A 14,365-nucleotide genomic window follows, 5' to 3' on the forward strand; every position below is an offset into this window, starting at 1 on the left:
TTCTGTTCAGCCGTTCACGGAAGGAGTTCGCGGGGGTAGACGACGGCCGTGGCGCCATCGATCTCCATGACATCCACCGACGCTCCCACCGGGATCACCAGGCTCTCGTCGAGGGCGCGGGCGGACCATTCCTCGCCGGAGAGCTTGATCAGGCCACGGGTCGCGGTGACCTCCTGCATGACCTCCGCCCGCTTGCCGATCAGCGCATCGCTGCCCTCGCGTACGAGGGGTTGCTGTGCCATGTGCCGCAGCGCGACAGGACGAACGAGGAGGAGCCCCGCTGCCGCCGCTGCTCCGAGGGCCACGAGCTGTCCGAGAACGCCGATACCGAAACCGGCGACCACGGCGGCGACCAACGCGGCGCCCGCCAGCAGGCCGAAGAACAGTGTCAGGGTGAAGAACTCCGCGGCACCCAGTGCCGCGGCGGCGAGCAGCCATACGAACCACGGCATGGAATCGCCCTCCTTCAGGGGGCCATCTCCACCACGCTACCTCCCGGAACGCTTGGCAGACAGACATGGCATCCGGGTTCTCGCGCGTTGAGGAGTCTGCCCTGATCGGCAGGGATACGCGGGCATGTGAACGGCTACCGGGGTCGTGAACGTACTGGAAGACGATCAAGGGGGCGTTCGCGAGACCGTTCGTGCTCGATCCGCGCCCACAGGAGCGGACCACCACGGCCGACAGCGGTGCGTTCAGGTCCGCGCAACGACAACTCCGCACCGAATCCGCGGGGCCTGCCGCACTGCTGCGCACCTCGGCGAGTCGGCGCCCACGGATTTTCGCCGGCAGCGGCATGCCTGCTCCAGATCAGCCGGGCGACGGTGAGCGGGCTACGGTGGGTGGGATGTGATGCATGCGCCATCAGGGCACGATCGCACCGGAACATCCGGTAGGCACCGGAGGGGGTTCGTGCCTGTGGCCGTTGCCCGCGGCCCGGAGGTCCTCCCGATGCCTGCTGCCCCGCGCGGGCCGTCCGTCTTCCTCGGACTGCTGCCCTGGCCGGAACGCGTACAGGTGGCCCGGGCCCTGCGCACGGAGACGGTCGGTGGCCTGGTGCTGCTGATCGCCGCCCTGGTGGCGCTGGTGTGGGCGAACACCCCGTGGCGCGGCAGCTACGAGGCGCTGCGCGACGTCCACTTCGGGACAGCGGCACTCGGACTGGAGCTGTCGGTGCGGCACTGGACCGCCGACGGGCTGCTCACCGTCTTCTTCCTGGTCGCCGGGATCGAGCTCAAACGCGAGTTCGTGGCCGGCCGGCTGCGCACCCCGGCCACGGCGGTCCTGCCCGTGGTCGCCGCGGTGTGCGGCATGGTGGCGCCCGCGGGGATCTACCTGGCCACGGCCGCGGCCGGTGGTGGCCGGGCCGACGGCTGGGCGGTGCCGATGGCGACCGACATCGCTTTCGCACTCGCGGTCCTCGCCGTGCTCAGCACCCACATGCCGACCGCACTGCGGGCCTTCCTGCTCACCCTGGCGGTCGTCGACGACCTCGGCGCGATCCTGGTCATCGCGTTGTTCTTCACCAGCCGCCTGAACCCGGCAGCCCTCGCTGGGGCTGTCGGCGGCCTGGTCGTCTTCTACCTGCTGCAACGGTTCGGGGTGCGCGGATGGTGGTGGTACGTGCCCTTGGCGGTGGTCACCTGGGCGCTGATGTACAACGGCGGGGTGCACGCCACCGTGGCCGGGGTGGCGATGGGACTGATCCTCCGCTGCGCCCGCGACCAGGATGCGGGGGAGGACGCCTCGCCCGGGGAGCGCACCGAGCACCTGCTGCGTCCGGTGTCGGCCGGTTTCGCGGTCCCCCTCTTCGCCCTGTTCGCCGCCGGAGTGAGCATCTCCGTTCCCGTGCTGGGCCAGGTGTTCACCCGTCCCGAGCCGCTGGGCGTGGTGCTCGGCCTGGTCGTCGGCAAGGCCGTGGGGATCTTCGGGGGGACCTACCTCGCCGCCCGGTACACCCGGGCCCGGCTCAACCCCGACCTGGCCTGGGCCGATGTCTTCGCTCTCGCGGTTCTCGCCGGAATCGGATTCACGGTCGCCCTGCTCATCGGCGAGGTGACCTTCGTCGACCCGGCTGACACCGAGCGGATCAAGGCCGCCGTCCTGGTCGGCTCACTGCTCGCCGCCGGCATGGCCGCGGTGCTGGTCAAGCACCGTAACAGCATCTACCGCAGGCTGTGGGAGGAGGAACACCTCGACGAGGACGCCGACGGCATCCCCGACGTCTGCCAGCGCGGTACGGGCAGGCTGAACCGTGCTCGGCGCCGCCGGTGACGGCAGGTGGCCGACAGCCCGCCGCGGGAGAGCCGGCCACACCGGGCGACCGCCGACGCGCACGGCCGACCGGTTGATGCCCGACGAGGAGGCGACCGGCGACGTCACCGACACCCGCAGCGCGGAGCATGCCCGGGCCCGCCGCTCGGACACACACCCGAGCAGGTCGTACTCCGCATCGCTGTCAGCTCGGGGGATCATCGACCCACTGGTGTGTCGGCCTGCCGACGCGCCCGCGGTCTTCGGCGAGGGTTCGCACGACTGGAGAGGCGGCAGGGTGGAGGACGTGGGAGACGAGGGCCGGTGGCGGTCGGCGGCCGAGCCGGGTTTCTGGCGGCAGGTCGTCGGACGGCTGGGCACGGCCCTGATCGTGGTGGACCCCGCCGGACGGATTCTCGCGGTCAACCCGGCCGCCGAGCGCCTGCTGGGCCGTGCCGCCGCCGCGATGCGCGGGGAGGACGCACACGACCTGCTGCACCGGGACGCGGCCGGCGGCCTGGTCCCCCGGGGACAGTGCCCGCTGCTGCGGTCCCTGGCCGAGAGGGCCGAGGCACGGGGGGAGGGCGACATCTGTCTGCGCGGTGACGGCCGTCTGACCGCGATCTCCTGGTCCGCTTCTCCCCTGACGGACGACGGCGCCTTCAAGGGCATGGCCGTGCTGTTGACCGACGCCGTCGGTGACCGCAGCGCGCGTCGGGAGCGTGCGGCCTATACGCGTGCTCTGGAGGACCTCACCGAGCGGCTGACGCTGGTGGCGGAGATCACCGACGTGCTCGGTCAGACACTGGGGATCGACGAGGCCCTCGCCCGGCTGGGCCGCCTGCTGGTTCCCCGCCTCGCCGGCTGGGCGGCGGTGGACCTGCGGGTCGGTTCCGGACAGGTCCACCGCGTGGCGGTGACGGGTCCCGGGGGCCGCGACGCCGTACAGGAGGACTGGTGCGAGCGCCTGCCCGAGGCCGAGACGGCGGCCCGCTCTCCGCTGGTCCACGTGCTGAACGGTGGTGATCCCGTCCTGCAGCGCGAGGCGGACATGACCGCACCGACCGGCTCCGCCCTGGCCGCCGTCCACAGCGGCTTCCTGCGGGCGGTGGGCGCGACCTCCACCATCACGGTGCCGCTGGGCTCCGCTCGTCAGGTCACCGGCGCCCTGACGCTGGTGCGCACCGACCCGGCGTCACCCTTCGACACCGACGACCTGAAAGTGGTGGGCGACATCGGCCGCCGGGTCGGCCTGGTCATCGACAACGCCCGCCGGTTCGGCCGCCAGCGTGCCGTCGCCGAGGCCATGCAGCACAACCTGCTCGCCCCGCTGCCCCGGCACGGCCGTCTGCGACTGGCCGCCCGCTACCAGCCCGCCCCGGCCGGCTCCCAGGTCGGCGGCGACTGGTACGACGCCTTCGAGCTGAAGGACGGCACGCTCGCGCTGGTCATCGGTGACGTCGTGGGCCACGACCTCACCGCCGCGGCCGGCATGGCACAGCTGCACGGCATCCTGCGGTCACTGGCCTGGGACCACACCGGCCCGCCCGGTGCCGTCGTCGACCGCCTCGACGACGCCCTGCCCGCCATCACCACCGTCCCCATGGCCACCCTCGTCCTCGCCCTGCTCGAAGGCAGCCCGCGCACCGGCCCGTGGACGCTGCGGTGGACCAGTGCCGGGCATCCGCCGCCCCTTCTGCTGACTCAGGACGGACAGGCGCAGTACCTCGAAGCCGGGCAGGGACTCCTCCTCGGCGCCGGTCCGGGCACCGGTGGCAGTCGGCCGAACGCCGCGCAGCCCCTGCCGCCGGGTTCCACCCTGCTGCTCTACACCGACGGCCTGATCGAGATTCCCGGCAGCGACCTCGACACCGGCCTCGCCCGTCTGCGCCGCCACGCCCTCGCGCTCGCCCACGAACCGCTGGACACGCTGTGCGAGCAACTGCTCGCCCGCATGCCGCCCGGCAGCACCGACGACGTGGCCCTGCTCGCCCTGCGGCTGCCGTCGCCGTGAGCACCGTGACGGCGCCGGCGCGGGACGTGGCGCTCAGGTCTCGAGAACCAGGACGCGGAACGGACCGAGTGGGGCCGTCCGAGGTGTGTCGCCTTCGACGTACCGCCACCCCCAGGACCGCAGCGCCTCGACGGTCCTGTGGTCGGAGCTGTTCACCAGCGTGACGGCGACGGCGGCACCGTGGTCGGTGAGCAGCCGTTTCTGCAGTCGCCGGGCGAGGTTCCAGGCACGGTCCTGGTTCTGCCTGCGTACGCGGGACGGAACGTGGATGCCGGAGATCACGAAGAGGCGTCCGGCGGCGGCGAGCCGGAGCAGCCTCCCCGGAAGGTACCCGTCGAAGCCCTCCCACCAGGGACCGTCGCCGCGTACGGGAAACCCGTACGCGCAGCCGGTCAGCGCGGTGGTCTCCGCGATCAGCAACTCGAATCCCGGTCGCCGTACGTCTGCCGCCAGCCGCCGCAGGAAGGCGCCGCGGGCCTGGTTCCACGCCCAGGGGCCGCCGCCGGACGTCTCCGCGTACAGATCGCCCAGCTCCTGCAGATGGTCCTCGATCTGACGCCTGGTCAACGGACGGACGCGTTGCCCCTCGCGGGGCGAAGAGCCGCGCTCCGGACTTGACGGGCCGGGTTTCCGCGTACCGCGCCGGTCCGGGTCGTCGGGTCGCCCGAGGAACTCTGTGATGGTCGGCGGAACCGGCATGTTCACGGTCATGAGGCAAACCCTGCCCCGGGCACGGGCGGATCCGGCCCGGCGTCGTCGGTCGCCGAGAGCGGCGCCGGTGTCGGACCGGCGCGCGACATGCCCTCGGTGCCTTCCACCGTACTCCCGGGGCCTCACCCCTTGTGGGCCGACGGTGGCCGAGAACGCCGAGGCGGGTACGGCGATGCCGTCCGCTCCGCCGCGGACGAGGGCGCGCGGGAGTACGGTGGACGTACCGAGGGCATGTCGCACACCGGCTCACGCGCCGGTCTCGTCCTCGGCGAGACACTCCGCCGGAAAGCCCGCGCAACCGCAGGAGTTTCCGGAGACAGGTCAGAGCGATGGCCTCGCCCCTCGACACGTCACCCGCCGCCGGCGTGTGGCCGGAGCCCGACCCGCGCAGAGCCGTATTTCTGCTCTTCACCACCGGCCCCGCCACGTCACCGCCGCCACACGCACGGGGGACGGCAGACCTACTCCTCCCGAGCGCGTCTCGCGGTCGGCCGACCGTCAGGCAGTGAACGAACGCCATGAACACCGCCCTCACCATCGCCGCCTTCCTCGTGCTTGTCGCGGGCGGAGCGTACGTGATCCACCGGCTCAACTCGGCGCACGCCGAAAGGGTCGCCATGCGTTCCTACAGCCGTTTCCGTCCAGGCCGCCAGGCCGCCCCCGACCGCGCCGCCGACACCACCGCGCCGCCCCCACCATCCTCCGCCCCGGCCACCCCGCACGAGCGTCGTGACCATCGCGACGGCGGTCGGGGACGCTTCCGACCGCGCCGCCGTCGGGACCGGACCACGCACAAGACGCCGACCTCCGCGGGGCATCGAGGCCAAGCCGCGCGACAGGGCTGAGGCCACCATCGCCGTCGTCCCCGAAGTCGCCCGACGGGTGGCGCGCCCGCTGCGCCGGCGCTTCCACTGCGACGAGTACGGAGAACCACGGTCCACCACGGTGCGATCCGGGCTGAAGGCATGGGACTTCACACCGCGCACGCGCAGGTCAGACCCCACGCACCCCCGCAAGCGCCGTCGCTTCCCAAGCTGAGAGCGCGAGTTCGACTCTCGTCACCCGCTCTTATCGAAGCCCCAGGTCAGCGGCCCGGGGCTTCTGCTTTACCGGGCACGCGGAGGGCACGAGTTCTCCGCCCCCCGCGACGGCTTCACCGCTTCCGGCGCCGCCGGACGCCACCGACCCGCGGGTTCGCCGCGTTCACCTCGGCCCGACCGCATGCGCGGCTCGGCGGTCGTCAGTCGACGGAGGCCATGAAGTCCAGCATCCTGCGGTTCATCTCCTCCGCGTGGTCGATCTGAGGTCCGTGCCCGGTGCCGGTGATGATCTCGGCACGGGCGCCCGGTATCAGGCGTGGAACGCGTTCCCTCTGCCGCTCGGGGTGCAGCAGGAGGCTGCGCTTGCCGAGCACCAGGTAGAGGGGCGTGCGGATGGTGGACAGTTCCGCCTCGGACAGGGGAAGCGGTGCCGGGCGACGGATGCGGTAGGCGCGGACGGCCGTCCTGATCATCGTGCGCAGCTCGGGCATGACCAGGACCGGCTGTTCCAGCCAGGCCGCCAGCCGCGGGCGCAGCGCCTTGGGTGCGAACGTCGCGAAGAGGCCGGCGAAGATCCAGACGAAGAAGCGCAGCCCCACCTTCTCCAGGCCGCCCGGGTCGAGCAGGGTGACCGAGGCGAGGCGTTCGGGCCTGCGGTGCGCCTGGTTCAGGGCGAGCCAGCCTCCGTACGAGGTGCCGACGAGGTGAACGCGTTCGAGCCCGAGCCCGTCGAGCGTCTCGTCCAGCCACTGCGCGGCCCGTTCGGGCTGGTGGATCGGCTCCCGCTGCACGCTGCGTCCGGGATCACCCGGGGTGTCGACGGCGTAGACGGGGCGGTCGGCGCTGAGGGCGGGGGTGTTCGGGTACCACATGGCGGAGCAGGAGCCCGCTCCGTGCACCAGGACGATCGGGGTGCGGGACCGGGCCGCGGGGTCGGTGGGCCCGTAGCGGTACACGTGGGTGGTGCCGAACGAGGTCTCCACGTCCTGTTCCGCGAGGGCGGGTGCCCCCAACGCGTAGACGGCGTCACACGCGGCGAAGTAGCGGTCGCGCCACGCGTCGCTCACATAGCGGCCGACGTCGGCCTGGGTGCGGGCAGTGGTCTCGGACACGGCCACCTCCGGAAGGTCTCGGTTTCGTGGTACGAACGTACCACGATGTTGATACGGCTGTATCATCAAGAGGCCCTGCGAGGGCGCAGCGGACGAGGAGCGGAGAACCAGCCGATGCCCAAGCGCGTGGACCATGCGGAACGGCGCACCGAGATGGCGGAGGCGCTCGTCCGGGTCGCCGGGCGACGCGGGCTGCATGCCGTGGGGATGCGCGATGTGGCAGCCGAGGCAGGCGTGTCACTGCGGCTGGTGCAGTACTACTTCGAGACCAAGGAGAAGTTGCTGCTCTTCGGACTGGAGCACCTGACCCGGAAGTTCGGGGAGCGGCTCTCCGCCCGCATCCGAGCCGCCGGGGACGCTCCGGGGCCGCGCGCGACGGTCGAGGCGCTGTTGATGACGGCGCTGCCGACCGACGAGGAGAGCCGCACCTTCCACCACCTCTACACCTCGTACGCCGTTCTGGCCGTGACCGACCGGACGCTCGCGGCGCAGCCCTTCATCAGGAACCCTGACGCCGCCGAAGGCGCCGTGGCCGACATCCTCCGGCGGGCACAGGCGGCGGATCTGCTGCGGCCCGGCGTGGACGCGCAGTTGGCGGCGGCCGGCCTGCTTGCGATGTCCGCGGGGCTCGGCACCAGCATCCTCGCCGGTCAGCGCAGTCCCGAGTCCGCCGCCGCGGTCCTGGACGACCATCTCGACCGCATCTTCCGCACGGTCGACGCGGCCGGCTGACGCAAGAGCCGTTCGCGGTCCTGCTTCCCGGGTGCCCGGTAGCGGCGGGCGCGTGCGTGGAACGCTTCCTTCGCCCGCGGCGCGCCGTGCGCCTCCGGTGGTCGGGTGGTCGCGTCGAGAGGCTCGTACGGCGCGATCGTCCGGCTTCCAGCCGCGTCGAGGTCAGGGCGGAGTGGTCACGAGCCGCCCCCCTCGCCGTGGCGTCGCGGGTTCTCCTCACCCGACCGGCCGATGTCGACGACGTCGGCGCCGAAGGCGGCGACGAGCGCCTGCGCGATCAGGCCGGGAAGCTCGGTCCGTCCGTCGTCCTCGGCCCAGCGCACCAGTGCCGTGTGCATGGCGGCCAGACAGGCGCCGGCCGCCGCTCGGGCGCGGAACGCCGCGTCGGGATCGGTGACATCGTCCCCGAGGGCATCGACGATCGCCTGCTGAAGGGCGTAGTGGTTGTCCAGGTGCCTGGCGCGCAGGGCAGGCGTCGAGATCATGAGCCGGAGGCGGGCGAGCAGGAACTTCTCACCCGCCGTGGGGTCGTCCGGGCGGCCGCCGCCGGTCAACGTCGCGGCCGCGTCGACGAGCGCACCGCCGATACGGCGGACCAGAGGCCGCGCGGCGGACGAGGCGGCGATCCGCTCGGCGACGAGCGGGCCGTTCCGGTCGACGAGCACCAGGTCTTCCTTCGTGGGGAAGTGCCGGTACACGGTCATGGGCGACACGCCTGCGGCTTCGGCGACGTCGGTCACGGTCGTGGCGTCGTATCCGCGCTCGGTGAACAGTCGCACCGCGAGCGCCTGAATCATGCGCTGCGTCTCCGCTCGCCGTTGTGCTCGCAGTGTTGAGTGGTGGCCCGCCATGTGGTAGACCCTACCTGACTGGTAGTCACTACCATATTGGTAGTGACTCACAAGAATGCGGGGTGGGGCATGAACGCGGTGAACGACCTGGCCGGCGCCGGCAGGACGGCTCTGGTGACCGGTGCGTCGCGCGGCATAGGCCGAGCGATCGCGGTCCGGTTGGCGGCGGACGGGGCCGCGGTCATCGTGCATTTCGGCGCGGACGAGGTCGGTGCGGCGGCGACGGCCGACGAGATCGAGCGTGCCGGTGGAACCGCGGTCACCGTCCGAGCGGAACTGGGCGTGGAGGACGACGTCGACACGCTCTTCGCGGGAGTCGAGGCCGCATTGGCCGGACGGCCGCTCGACATCCTCGTCAACAACGCGGCAGCCGCGCCCGCCGGCCCCCTCGGGGCCACGACGCGCCAGGAGTTCGACCACCTCTTCGCGGTGAACGTGCGAGCGCCGTACTTCATCATCCAGCGAGCACTGGACCTGCTCCCCGACGGTGGCCGCATCATCACGATCTCCTCCGTGGCGACCCGGATGGCCAACCCCTCCCAGACCTCCTTCGCCATGACGAAGGGAGCGGTCGAGACGATGAGCATGACCTTGGCCAACGAGCTCGGAGTACGGGGAATCACGGTGAACGCGGTCGCTCCCGGCGCCACTCGGACCGCGGCCAACGGATCGTTCTTCGAAGCACCGGGCCTGGCGGAACTCATCGCCGGCACGACGGCGCTCGATCGGCTGGGCAGGCCCGACGATGTCGCCGACGTGGTCGCGTTCCTCGCCTCCGACGCGGCGCGCTGGATCACCGGGCAGGTCATCGACGCAAGCGGTGGCCTGTTCCTCGGACCGCGCGTCTGACAGTACGGAGCCGGCCACGACCGGCGGAGGGAGACCGGCGCCGGCACCTCGAGGCCGTCTCAGCCGCTTCGCAGTGGCCGCTCACCACAGTGGGCCACGCCGTGGCGCACGGGCTCCACGGTGCAACGCGTAACAGCCCGGACGCCCGCATCGGACTTGGTCGCATCGGGAGCGCGCCCGCCGTTGTGCCGACGGGAAGTGATCGGCCCCTGTCGGTGGGCGCCGCCACTCGTGTGAGGGCTGTCGCCGGGTTCCGGCTCGTCGAGCAGGAACCCGGCGGGGTCCGCGGGGTCAGCGGACGTCGACGTAATCGCCCGAGGCGGTGGCGGGTGCGGTGGTGGACGTGCCGGCGAAGGTGTAGCGCCAGTAACCGTCCGTCGACGCCTTCACCGTGGTCTTCAACGCACCGGAGCTGTCAGTGGTGATCGTCTTGACCGTCGTGTAGGTGGACGTCCCCTTCTTACGGAACTGCAGCTTCACCTTCTGACCGGTGTAGCCGTGGTAACCGCCGCGCGTCTCCCAGTCCGCGCGGGCGAGCTTGCCGGTGACGGTGAGGGTCTTGCCCTTGGCGACCGGTTCGGGAGCCGCGTTGACTGTCAGCGTCGCGTCCCGCACGACGGAGACCGACTTGGCGGCGTGCAGATCGACATGGCCCGTGCGGTCCGCGGACTCGGCCCAGGCGGCCAACTTCCAGGTGCCGGCGAAGGAGTTGCGGCCGAGGGCCCAGCGCGGCTGGATGTAGGCGAAGTGCGCCTCACAGGTGGAGGTGGTCGCGCTGACCTCGGTGCAGGTCGCCGGCCAGGTGCCGTAGAGGACGGCGTCGGGAGTGTCGTACGAGCCCTTGTACAGGTACATGTCCCCGCTCGCGATCCCCGACGGGTCGGTTGCGGTGAACCTCGCCTTGAACTCCTGCAGCGGCGCGTCGGTCAGCTCGACCCGCTTGCCCCCGTTGACCACGACGTTCGAGATACGGGTCGCCCCCGCCGTCTCGTCACCGTGGGGCGCCGGGCCCGCGAACGCCCTGGTGATACGCCTACGGTGGTACAACGAATCCGTGCAGATCAGCAGCCATGTGGGTGCCCAAGCTCCGGCGCTTCCCGGGCTGAGAGCGCGAGTTCGGTTCTCGTCGCCCGCTCCAGGGGGAAGGCCCGGATCACCGACCCGGGCCTTCTTGTCGTTCATCCTGATCCCCGCCCGCACGCGCCTCACGGGGATGATCCGCCCGGCGGTCTCGCCACCGCTTGTGCCGGACGCGCGGGTGTCAGGCCTCGAGGCTGTAGAGGTTGAACTCTTCCCAGCCGGAGATCTCGCCGGAGCGGGCGCGCAGGACGTACTGGAGCGAGCCGGTGTAGCTGTTCTCCATGGAGACGAAGAGGCCGTTCAGCGTGGACTGGAGCGCCCAGCGGTCCTGGCTCTCGTTGTAGTAGAGGACGAACCGCTCCCAGCCGCCCACGCTCGTGGAGCGGGCGCGCAGCTCGTTCTGCGCGCTGCCGGTGAAGTTCTTCTCGACCGCCACGTAGCGGTCGTTGGCCAGGGACTTCAGCGCGTACGTACTGGTGGTCTCGTCCCACTCGAAGGCGAAGCCCTCCCAGGAGCCGTTGTACGCGGCGGAACGGGCCCGAAGCACACCGGTGTCGGGAGCGGGGTACGTCTTCTCCGTGGCGACGAACTTCTCGTTGCGGAGCGACTGCATGGCCAGCAGCTCGGGCTCCTCGGCCTGGGTGGAGACGTCGTCGCCGGCGGCGAGCGGCGCCTGCCGGGCGTCCGTGTTCTGGGCAATGTGCGTCAGCTCGGTGGCGTCGACCTTCTCCCACCCGCTGGGGACGGCCGCCGGCCGGTCGGCCTGCGGGGCCGCTCCGGCCGCGGGTGCGGCCCAGGCGGAGGCCACCAGCAGGGCGCTGAGGGACAAAAGGACGGGGGTCATGCGTCTCACAGCTTTTCCTCACCATTCATGGAACGGATTCTGGGCACGGCGAGACGGTGGGCCCACGACGGGTTTCCAGCCGTTTCCCGGAAGATCAACGGCACAAAGAGCACAAGCCGCTTCACGCGCGCCGGTTGATTTCCCCGACACGCAGCGGGCCCCTCCCGTATCTCTCGCCCCCCGACGACTGCGGTCGGCGCCCCTCCCCGGGCACTTCGGCAGCGGCTGCGCCACGTGGCGCAGCCGCGCCAATGTAAACGGTGGTGCGCGAGTTCCGGCAGTGATTTAACCTCGAATTACGCGAGGGTTCACCAACCCGCTCACGAACTCTTTTCGCTTGTTCAGAAGCAAGGAGATCGCAGCCCGACCCTTGGAATTCGGCACCGTGGCGGGTGGCGCCGATGACATTCACAGGATCATTCGCACGGCTTCCGCCGGGCGACGTCCGGGACGGCTCCCCACGAGCCCTACGGGTGCAGCCGAACGCCACACGTCGAGGCCGCGGCGCACCGCCGCCCCGGTGTGGAGCCGGACCAGGTCTGGCACGGCCCGCGCCGCGAGGTGGAGGACCGCACGACCGGCTGCGGGTGGAGGTCGTCCACCCCGTCGTGGAAGCGGTCCGCCGCCTGCTGCGGTTCGGCACCGACGTCCAGGTCGTCGGGCCTCCCGAGGCCCGTACGGAGATGGCCCGTGTCGTCGCCGAGTTGAGCGATCTCCACGGCGATTTTTGAGCGGCGATTCCCGAGCGGCGGCTTCGCGGACGCCCGCGCGGGCCGCCACCGTCCGGACTCGGAGAACGCCCCTTCCGCACCACGTCCGGGACGTCGAACGCATCGCCGCCGTCGCCGGTACGACCCGGTGGGGTCCGGGGCCGTACCGGCGGCCGGTGGCGGACTACTTGGTGAAGGTGAAGTACTTCCAGGCGCCGTGCGTCGTGGAGTTGACGGTGTCGCCGGAGGAGCCGTTGATGTACGACGAGCGCATGCGGGCACGGATGCCGGACTCGCCCGGTGCCTCCAGGCGCACGGCCGACTTGCCGTTGGTGCCCAGGGCGAAGTACTCGGGGGTGGAGTCGTGCCAGGCGCCCTGGTAGTAGACCTGGAGCTGGAAGCGCTGCTCGCGGCCCTCGTAGTAGTTCATGGTGGTGGTGAACACCGGATCGGTGTTCTTGCGGAAGTAGTGGTACGTCGTGGAGCCGATCTTGCCCGTCTTGTAGTGCTTGGAGACGGAGGTGGAGACCTTCGCCTGGGCGTACCCCGTGGACTTCACGGTCTTCGAGGCGTAGCGGGCGTCGCCGGTGAAGACCGCGGAGACGGTGGTGTCGCGGGTCATGGTGACGGTCGCCGACAGGTTGCCCTTGGAGTTGACCTTGGCCGTCTTCAGCAGCTTCTTCGGCTTGTCGGAGCCGAAGGGGTCCGCGTAGATCGAGACGGTGCGGTTCTTGTACGTCGTGCCGAGGTGCGCGGTGAAGGTGACCTTCTTGCCGTACGAGTACAGCTTGCCGTTGTTGTTCAGGCTCAGCACGGTCGCCTTGCGCGAGACGTCCACCGTGTCCGAGCCGGAGGCCGGGGCGTGCGTGGCGTCGCCCGCGTAGGAGACCTTGTAGGTGACCTTGCCGCCGGCGGGCGGGGTGTCCGTGAAGGAGAAGCTGCCGTCCGCCTTCGTCCTGACGGCGGCCAGCTCCTTGCCCTTCGGCGACTCGACGTCCGTGCGGGTCACCTTCAGGCCGGTGCCGGAGGGGAGGGGCGTCCTGGAGGTCAGCTTGCCGGTGACGGTGAGCTTCTTGGCCCGTTCCGACGTGGCGGGGGCCGACACCTTGAGGGCGGGCAGTTCCTTGGTGGGGTCGGTCAGGGCGCGCAGGGTGTAGGTGCCGTGGGTGTTCACGGAGACGGCGAAGACCCGGCTCGAGTCCGGCGCCCAGGCGAGCGCTCCGTCCACGAGGGTGTCGGCGCCGCTGCTGTTGCCGGTGTTGGGGAAGTCGTACTCCCGCACCGGCACCGGGTCGCCGGGCCGGTGGATGTGGACGTCGGGGTCGTACCAGGAGGAGCTGCCCCCCGCGACGCTGCCGTCGGGCGCGACCCGCACGGCGTTCGGGTAGGCGTCGATGGGGTAGCCCGACTGCTCGGTGAGGTCGGCGGTCGAGTAGGAGCCGAGGCCGTAGCCGTACCCCGGGTCGCCCCACGAGGTGAGGACCTGCTTGCCGTCGGGCGTCAGGTCCAGCTGCTTCACGGCAGTGTCCATGGCGCCCTTGACCCGCAGTGCGGCCCCGTCGGCCGAGACGTCGTAGACGGCGAGGTCGCCACCGTTGCCGGCCACCAGGACGCCCGGGACGGCCGGGTCGGACGCCAGGAACATCCCGAAGGCGCCGGAGAAGCCGATGTCGCCCCGCTGGGCGAGGTGGACGACGGGTTCGGGGCCGGAGATGTCCAGCGAGCCGAAGTCCGTGCCGTGGGCGAACCAGATCCGGCCGTCCACCACCTCCAGATCGCCGGGAGTCACGCCCACCGGGTGGCTCGCGGTCCGGGTGTACGTGCTCGTCTCCACCGAGACGATCCGGTTGCCGTCCTTCACGGCCGCGTACACCTGCCCGGAGTCGGCGGACAGCGCCAGGCCGGTCACGCCGGAGAGGCTGGTCAGGGTCGCCTTCACGGTGCCGCTGTAGTCGGTGACGACGATCGTGCCGCCGGTCGGGTCGGAGACGTAGACCCGCTGGTGGGCACCGTCCACGACGATGTCGCCGACCGACTTCACCGGAAGGACCTTCGCGGAGTCGGCCGCTGCCGGACTCGCCGCGCCCCCTACCAGGGCCGCGGAACTGAGGACGACCGCGAGTGCCGTCGCGGTCGCGATGCTGCGCCTGCGCACAGTGATGTGAACCC

12 protein-coding genes are annotated in these 14,365 nt (G+C 71.2%); 5 read left to right on the plus strand and 7 right to left on the minus strand.

Annotation, left to right across the window (positions count from 1 at the left end; translation table 11 throughout):
• Nucleotides 1-14: 14 nt before the first annotated feature.
• A complete protein-coding gene (locus tag KUM38_RS00570; protein WP_217127240.1) occupies nt 15-452 on the minus strand; it encodes an NfeD family protein in 438 nt (145 codons plus the stop codon).
• 499 nt (nt 453-951) lie between these two features.
• Between KUM38_RS00570 and nhaA the strand changes: the two genes are divergently transcribed.
• Nucleotides 952-2,274 carry a Na+/H+ antiporter NhaA gene (gene nhaA, locus KUM38_RS00575; RefSeq protein ID WP_217127241.1) on the plus strand — a complete coding sequence of 441 codons (1,323 nt, stop codon included), beginning with the start codon at nt 952-954 and terminating at the stop codon, nt 2,272-2,274.
• A 277-nt stretch (nt 2,275-2,551) separates the two neighbouring features.
• Nucleotides 2,552-4,267, plus strand: coding sequence for a SpoIIE family protein phosphatase (locus KUM38_RS00580; protein ID WP_308408870.1), 1,716 nt, complete (start codon nt 2,552-2,554; stop codon nt 4,265-4,267).
• 33 nt (nt 4,268-4,300) lie between these two features.
• Here the strand turns inward: KUM38_RS00580 and KUM38_RS00585 are convergent, their stop codons facing one another.
• Together KUM38_RS00585 and KUM38_RS00590 are read right to left on the minus strand one after the other, a co-directional pair.
• Nucleotides 4,301-4,834 carry a hypothetical protein gene (locus tag KUM38_RS00585; RefSeq protein WP_254396472.1) on the minus strand — a complete coding sequence of 178 codons (534 nt, stop codon included), beginning with the start codon at nt 4,832-4,834 and terminating at the stop codon, nt 4,301-4,303.
• Nucleotides 4,835-6,218: 1,384 nt separating this feature from the next.
• The gene (locus KUM38_RS00590; protein ID WP_374227021.1) at nt 6,219-7,130 is read right to left on the minus strand and encodes an alpha/beta fold hydrolase; all 912 of its coding nucleotides are present in this window, start codon (nt 7,128-7,130) and stop codon (nt 6,219-6,221) included.
• A gap of 114 nt (nt 7,131-7,244) precedes the next feature.
• On the opposite strand from KUM38_RS00590, the gene KUM38_RS00595 reads away from it, so the two are divergent.
• Nucleotides 7,245-7,862 carry a TetR/AcrR family transcriptional regulator gene (locus KUM38_RS00595; RefSeq protein WP_217127245.1) on the plus strand — a complete coding sequence of 206 codons (618 nt, stop codon included), beginning with the start codon at nt 7,245-7,247 and terminating at the stop codon, nt 7,860-7,862.
• A gap of 176 nt (nt 7,863-8,038) precedes the next feature.
• Here KUM38_RS00595 and KUM38_RS00600 read toward each other — a convergent pair whose 3' ends face one another.
• A complete protein-coding gene (locus KUM38_RS00600; RefSeq protein WP_254396474.1) occupies nt 8,039-8,659 on the minus strand; it encodes a TetR/AcrR family transcriptional regulator in 621 nt (206 codons plus the stop codon).
• Between the two features lie 123 nt (nt 8,660-8,782).
• On the opposite strand from KUM38_RS00600, the gene KUM38_RS00605 reads away from it, so the two are divergent.
• A complete protein-coding gene (locus KUM38_RS00605; RefSeq protein ID WP_217127366.1) occupies nt 8,783-9,562 on the plus strand; it encodes an SDR family oxidoreductase in 780 nt (259 codons plus the stop codon).
• A gap of 291 nt (nt 9,563-9,853) precedes the next feature.
• Here KUM38_RS00605 and KUM38_RS00610 read toward each other — a convergent pair whose 3' ends face one another.
• On the minus strand, nt 9,854-10,609 hold the full coding sequence (locus KUM38_RS00610; protein WP_217127247.1) for a calcium-binding protein: 756 nt from the start codon (nt 10,607-10,609) through the stop codon (nt 9,854-9,856).
• Nucleotides 10,610-10,823: 214 nt separating this feature from the next.
• Entirely contained in the window at nt 10,824-11,486 is a 663-nt protein-coding gene (locus tag KUM38_RS00615) for a hypothetical protein (protein WP_217127248.1), read from the minus strand.
• A gap of 587 nt (nt 11,487-12,073) precedes the next feature.
• Here KUM38_RS00615 and KUM38_RS00620 point away from each other — a divergent pair.
• A complete protein-coding gene (locus KUM38_RS00620; protein ID WP_217127249.1) occupies nt 12,074-12,217 on the plus strand; it encodes a WYL domain-containing protein in 144 nt (47 codons plus the stop codon).
• 163 nt (nt 12,218-12,380) lie between these two features.
• Here KUM38_RS00620 and KUM38_RS00625 read toward each other — a convergent pair whose 3' ends face one another.
• A complete protein-coding gene (locus KUM38_RS00625; protein WP_217127250.1) occupies nt 12,381-14,351 on the minus strand; it encodes an Ig-like domain repeat protein in 1,971 nt (656 codons plus the stop codon).
• Between the last annotated feature and the right edge of the window lie 14 nt (nt 14,352-14,365).

This window comes from Streptomyces sp. AC558_RSS880 (assembly GCF_019049255.1).
In the GTDB taxonomy this organism is placed as follows: Bacteria; Actinomycetota; Actinomycetes; order Streptomycetales; family Streptomycetaceae; genus Streptomyces.

Bases quoted from the DNA above. Each gene is read 5' to 3' on its own strand.
- KUM38_RS00570 (WP_217127240.1), bottom strand. From the start codon at position 452: ATGCCGTGGTTCGTATGGCTGCTCGCCGCCGCGGCACTGGGTGCCGCG.
- KUM38_RS00615 (WP_217127248.1), bottom strand. From the start codon at position 11,486: ATGACCCCCGTCCTTTTGTCCCTCAGCGCCCTGCTGGTGGCCTCCGCC.
- nhaA (WP_217127241.1), top strand. From the start codon at position 952: ATGCCTGCTGCCCCGCGCGGGCCGTCCGTCTTCCTCGGACTGCTGCCC.
- KUM38_RS00605 (WP_217127366.1), top strand. From the start codon at position 8,783: ATGAACGCGGTGAACGACCTGGCCGGCGCCGGCAGGACGGCTCTGGTG.
- KUM38_RS00595 (WP_217127245.1), top strand. From the start codon at position 7,245: ATGCCCAAGCGCGTGGACCATGCGGAACGGCGCACCGAGATGGCGGAG.
- KUM38_RS00600 (WP_254396474.1), bottom strand. From the start codon at position 8,659: ATGATTCAGGCGCTCGCGGTGCGACTGTTCACCGAGCGCGGATACGAC.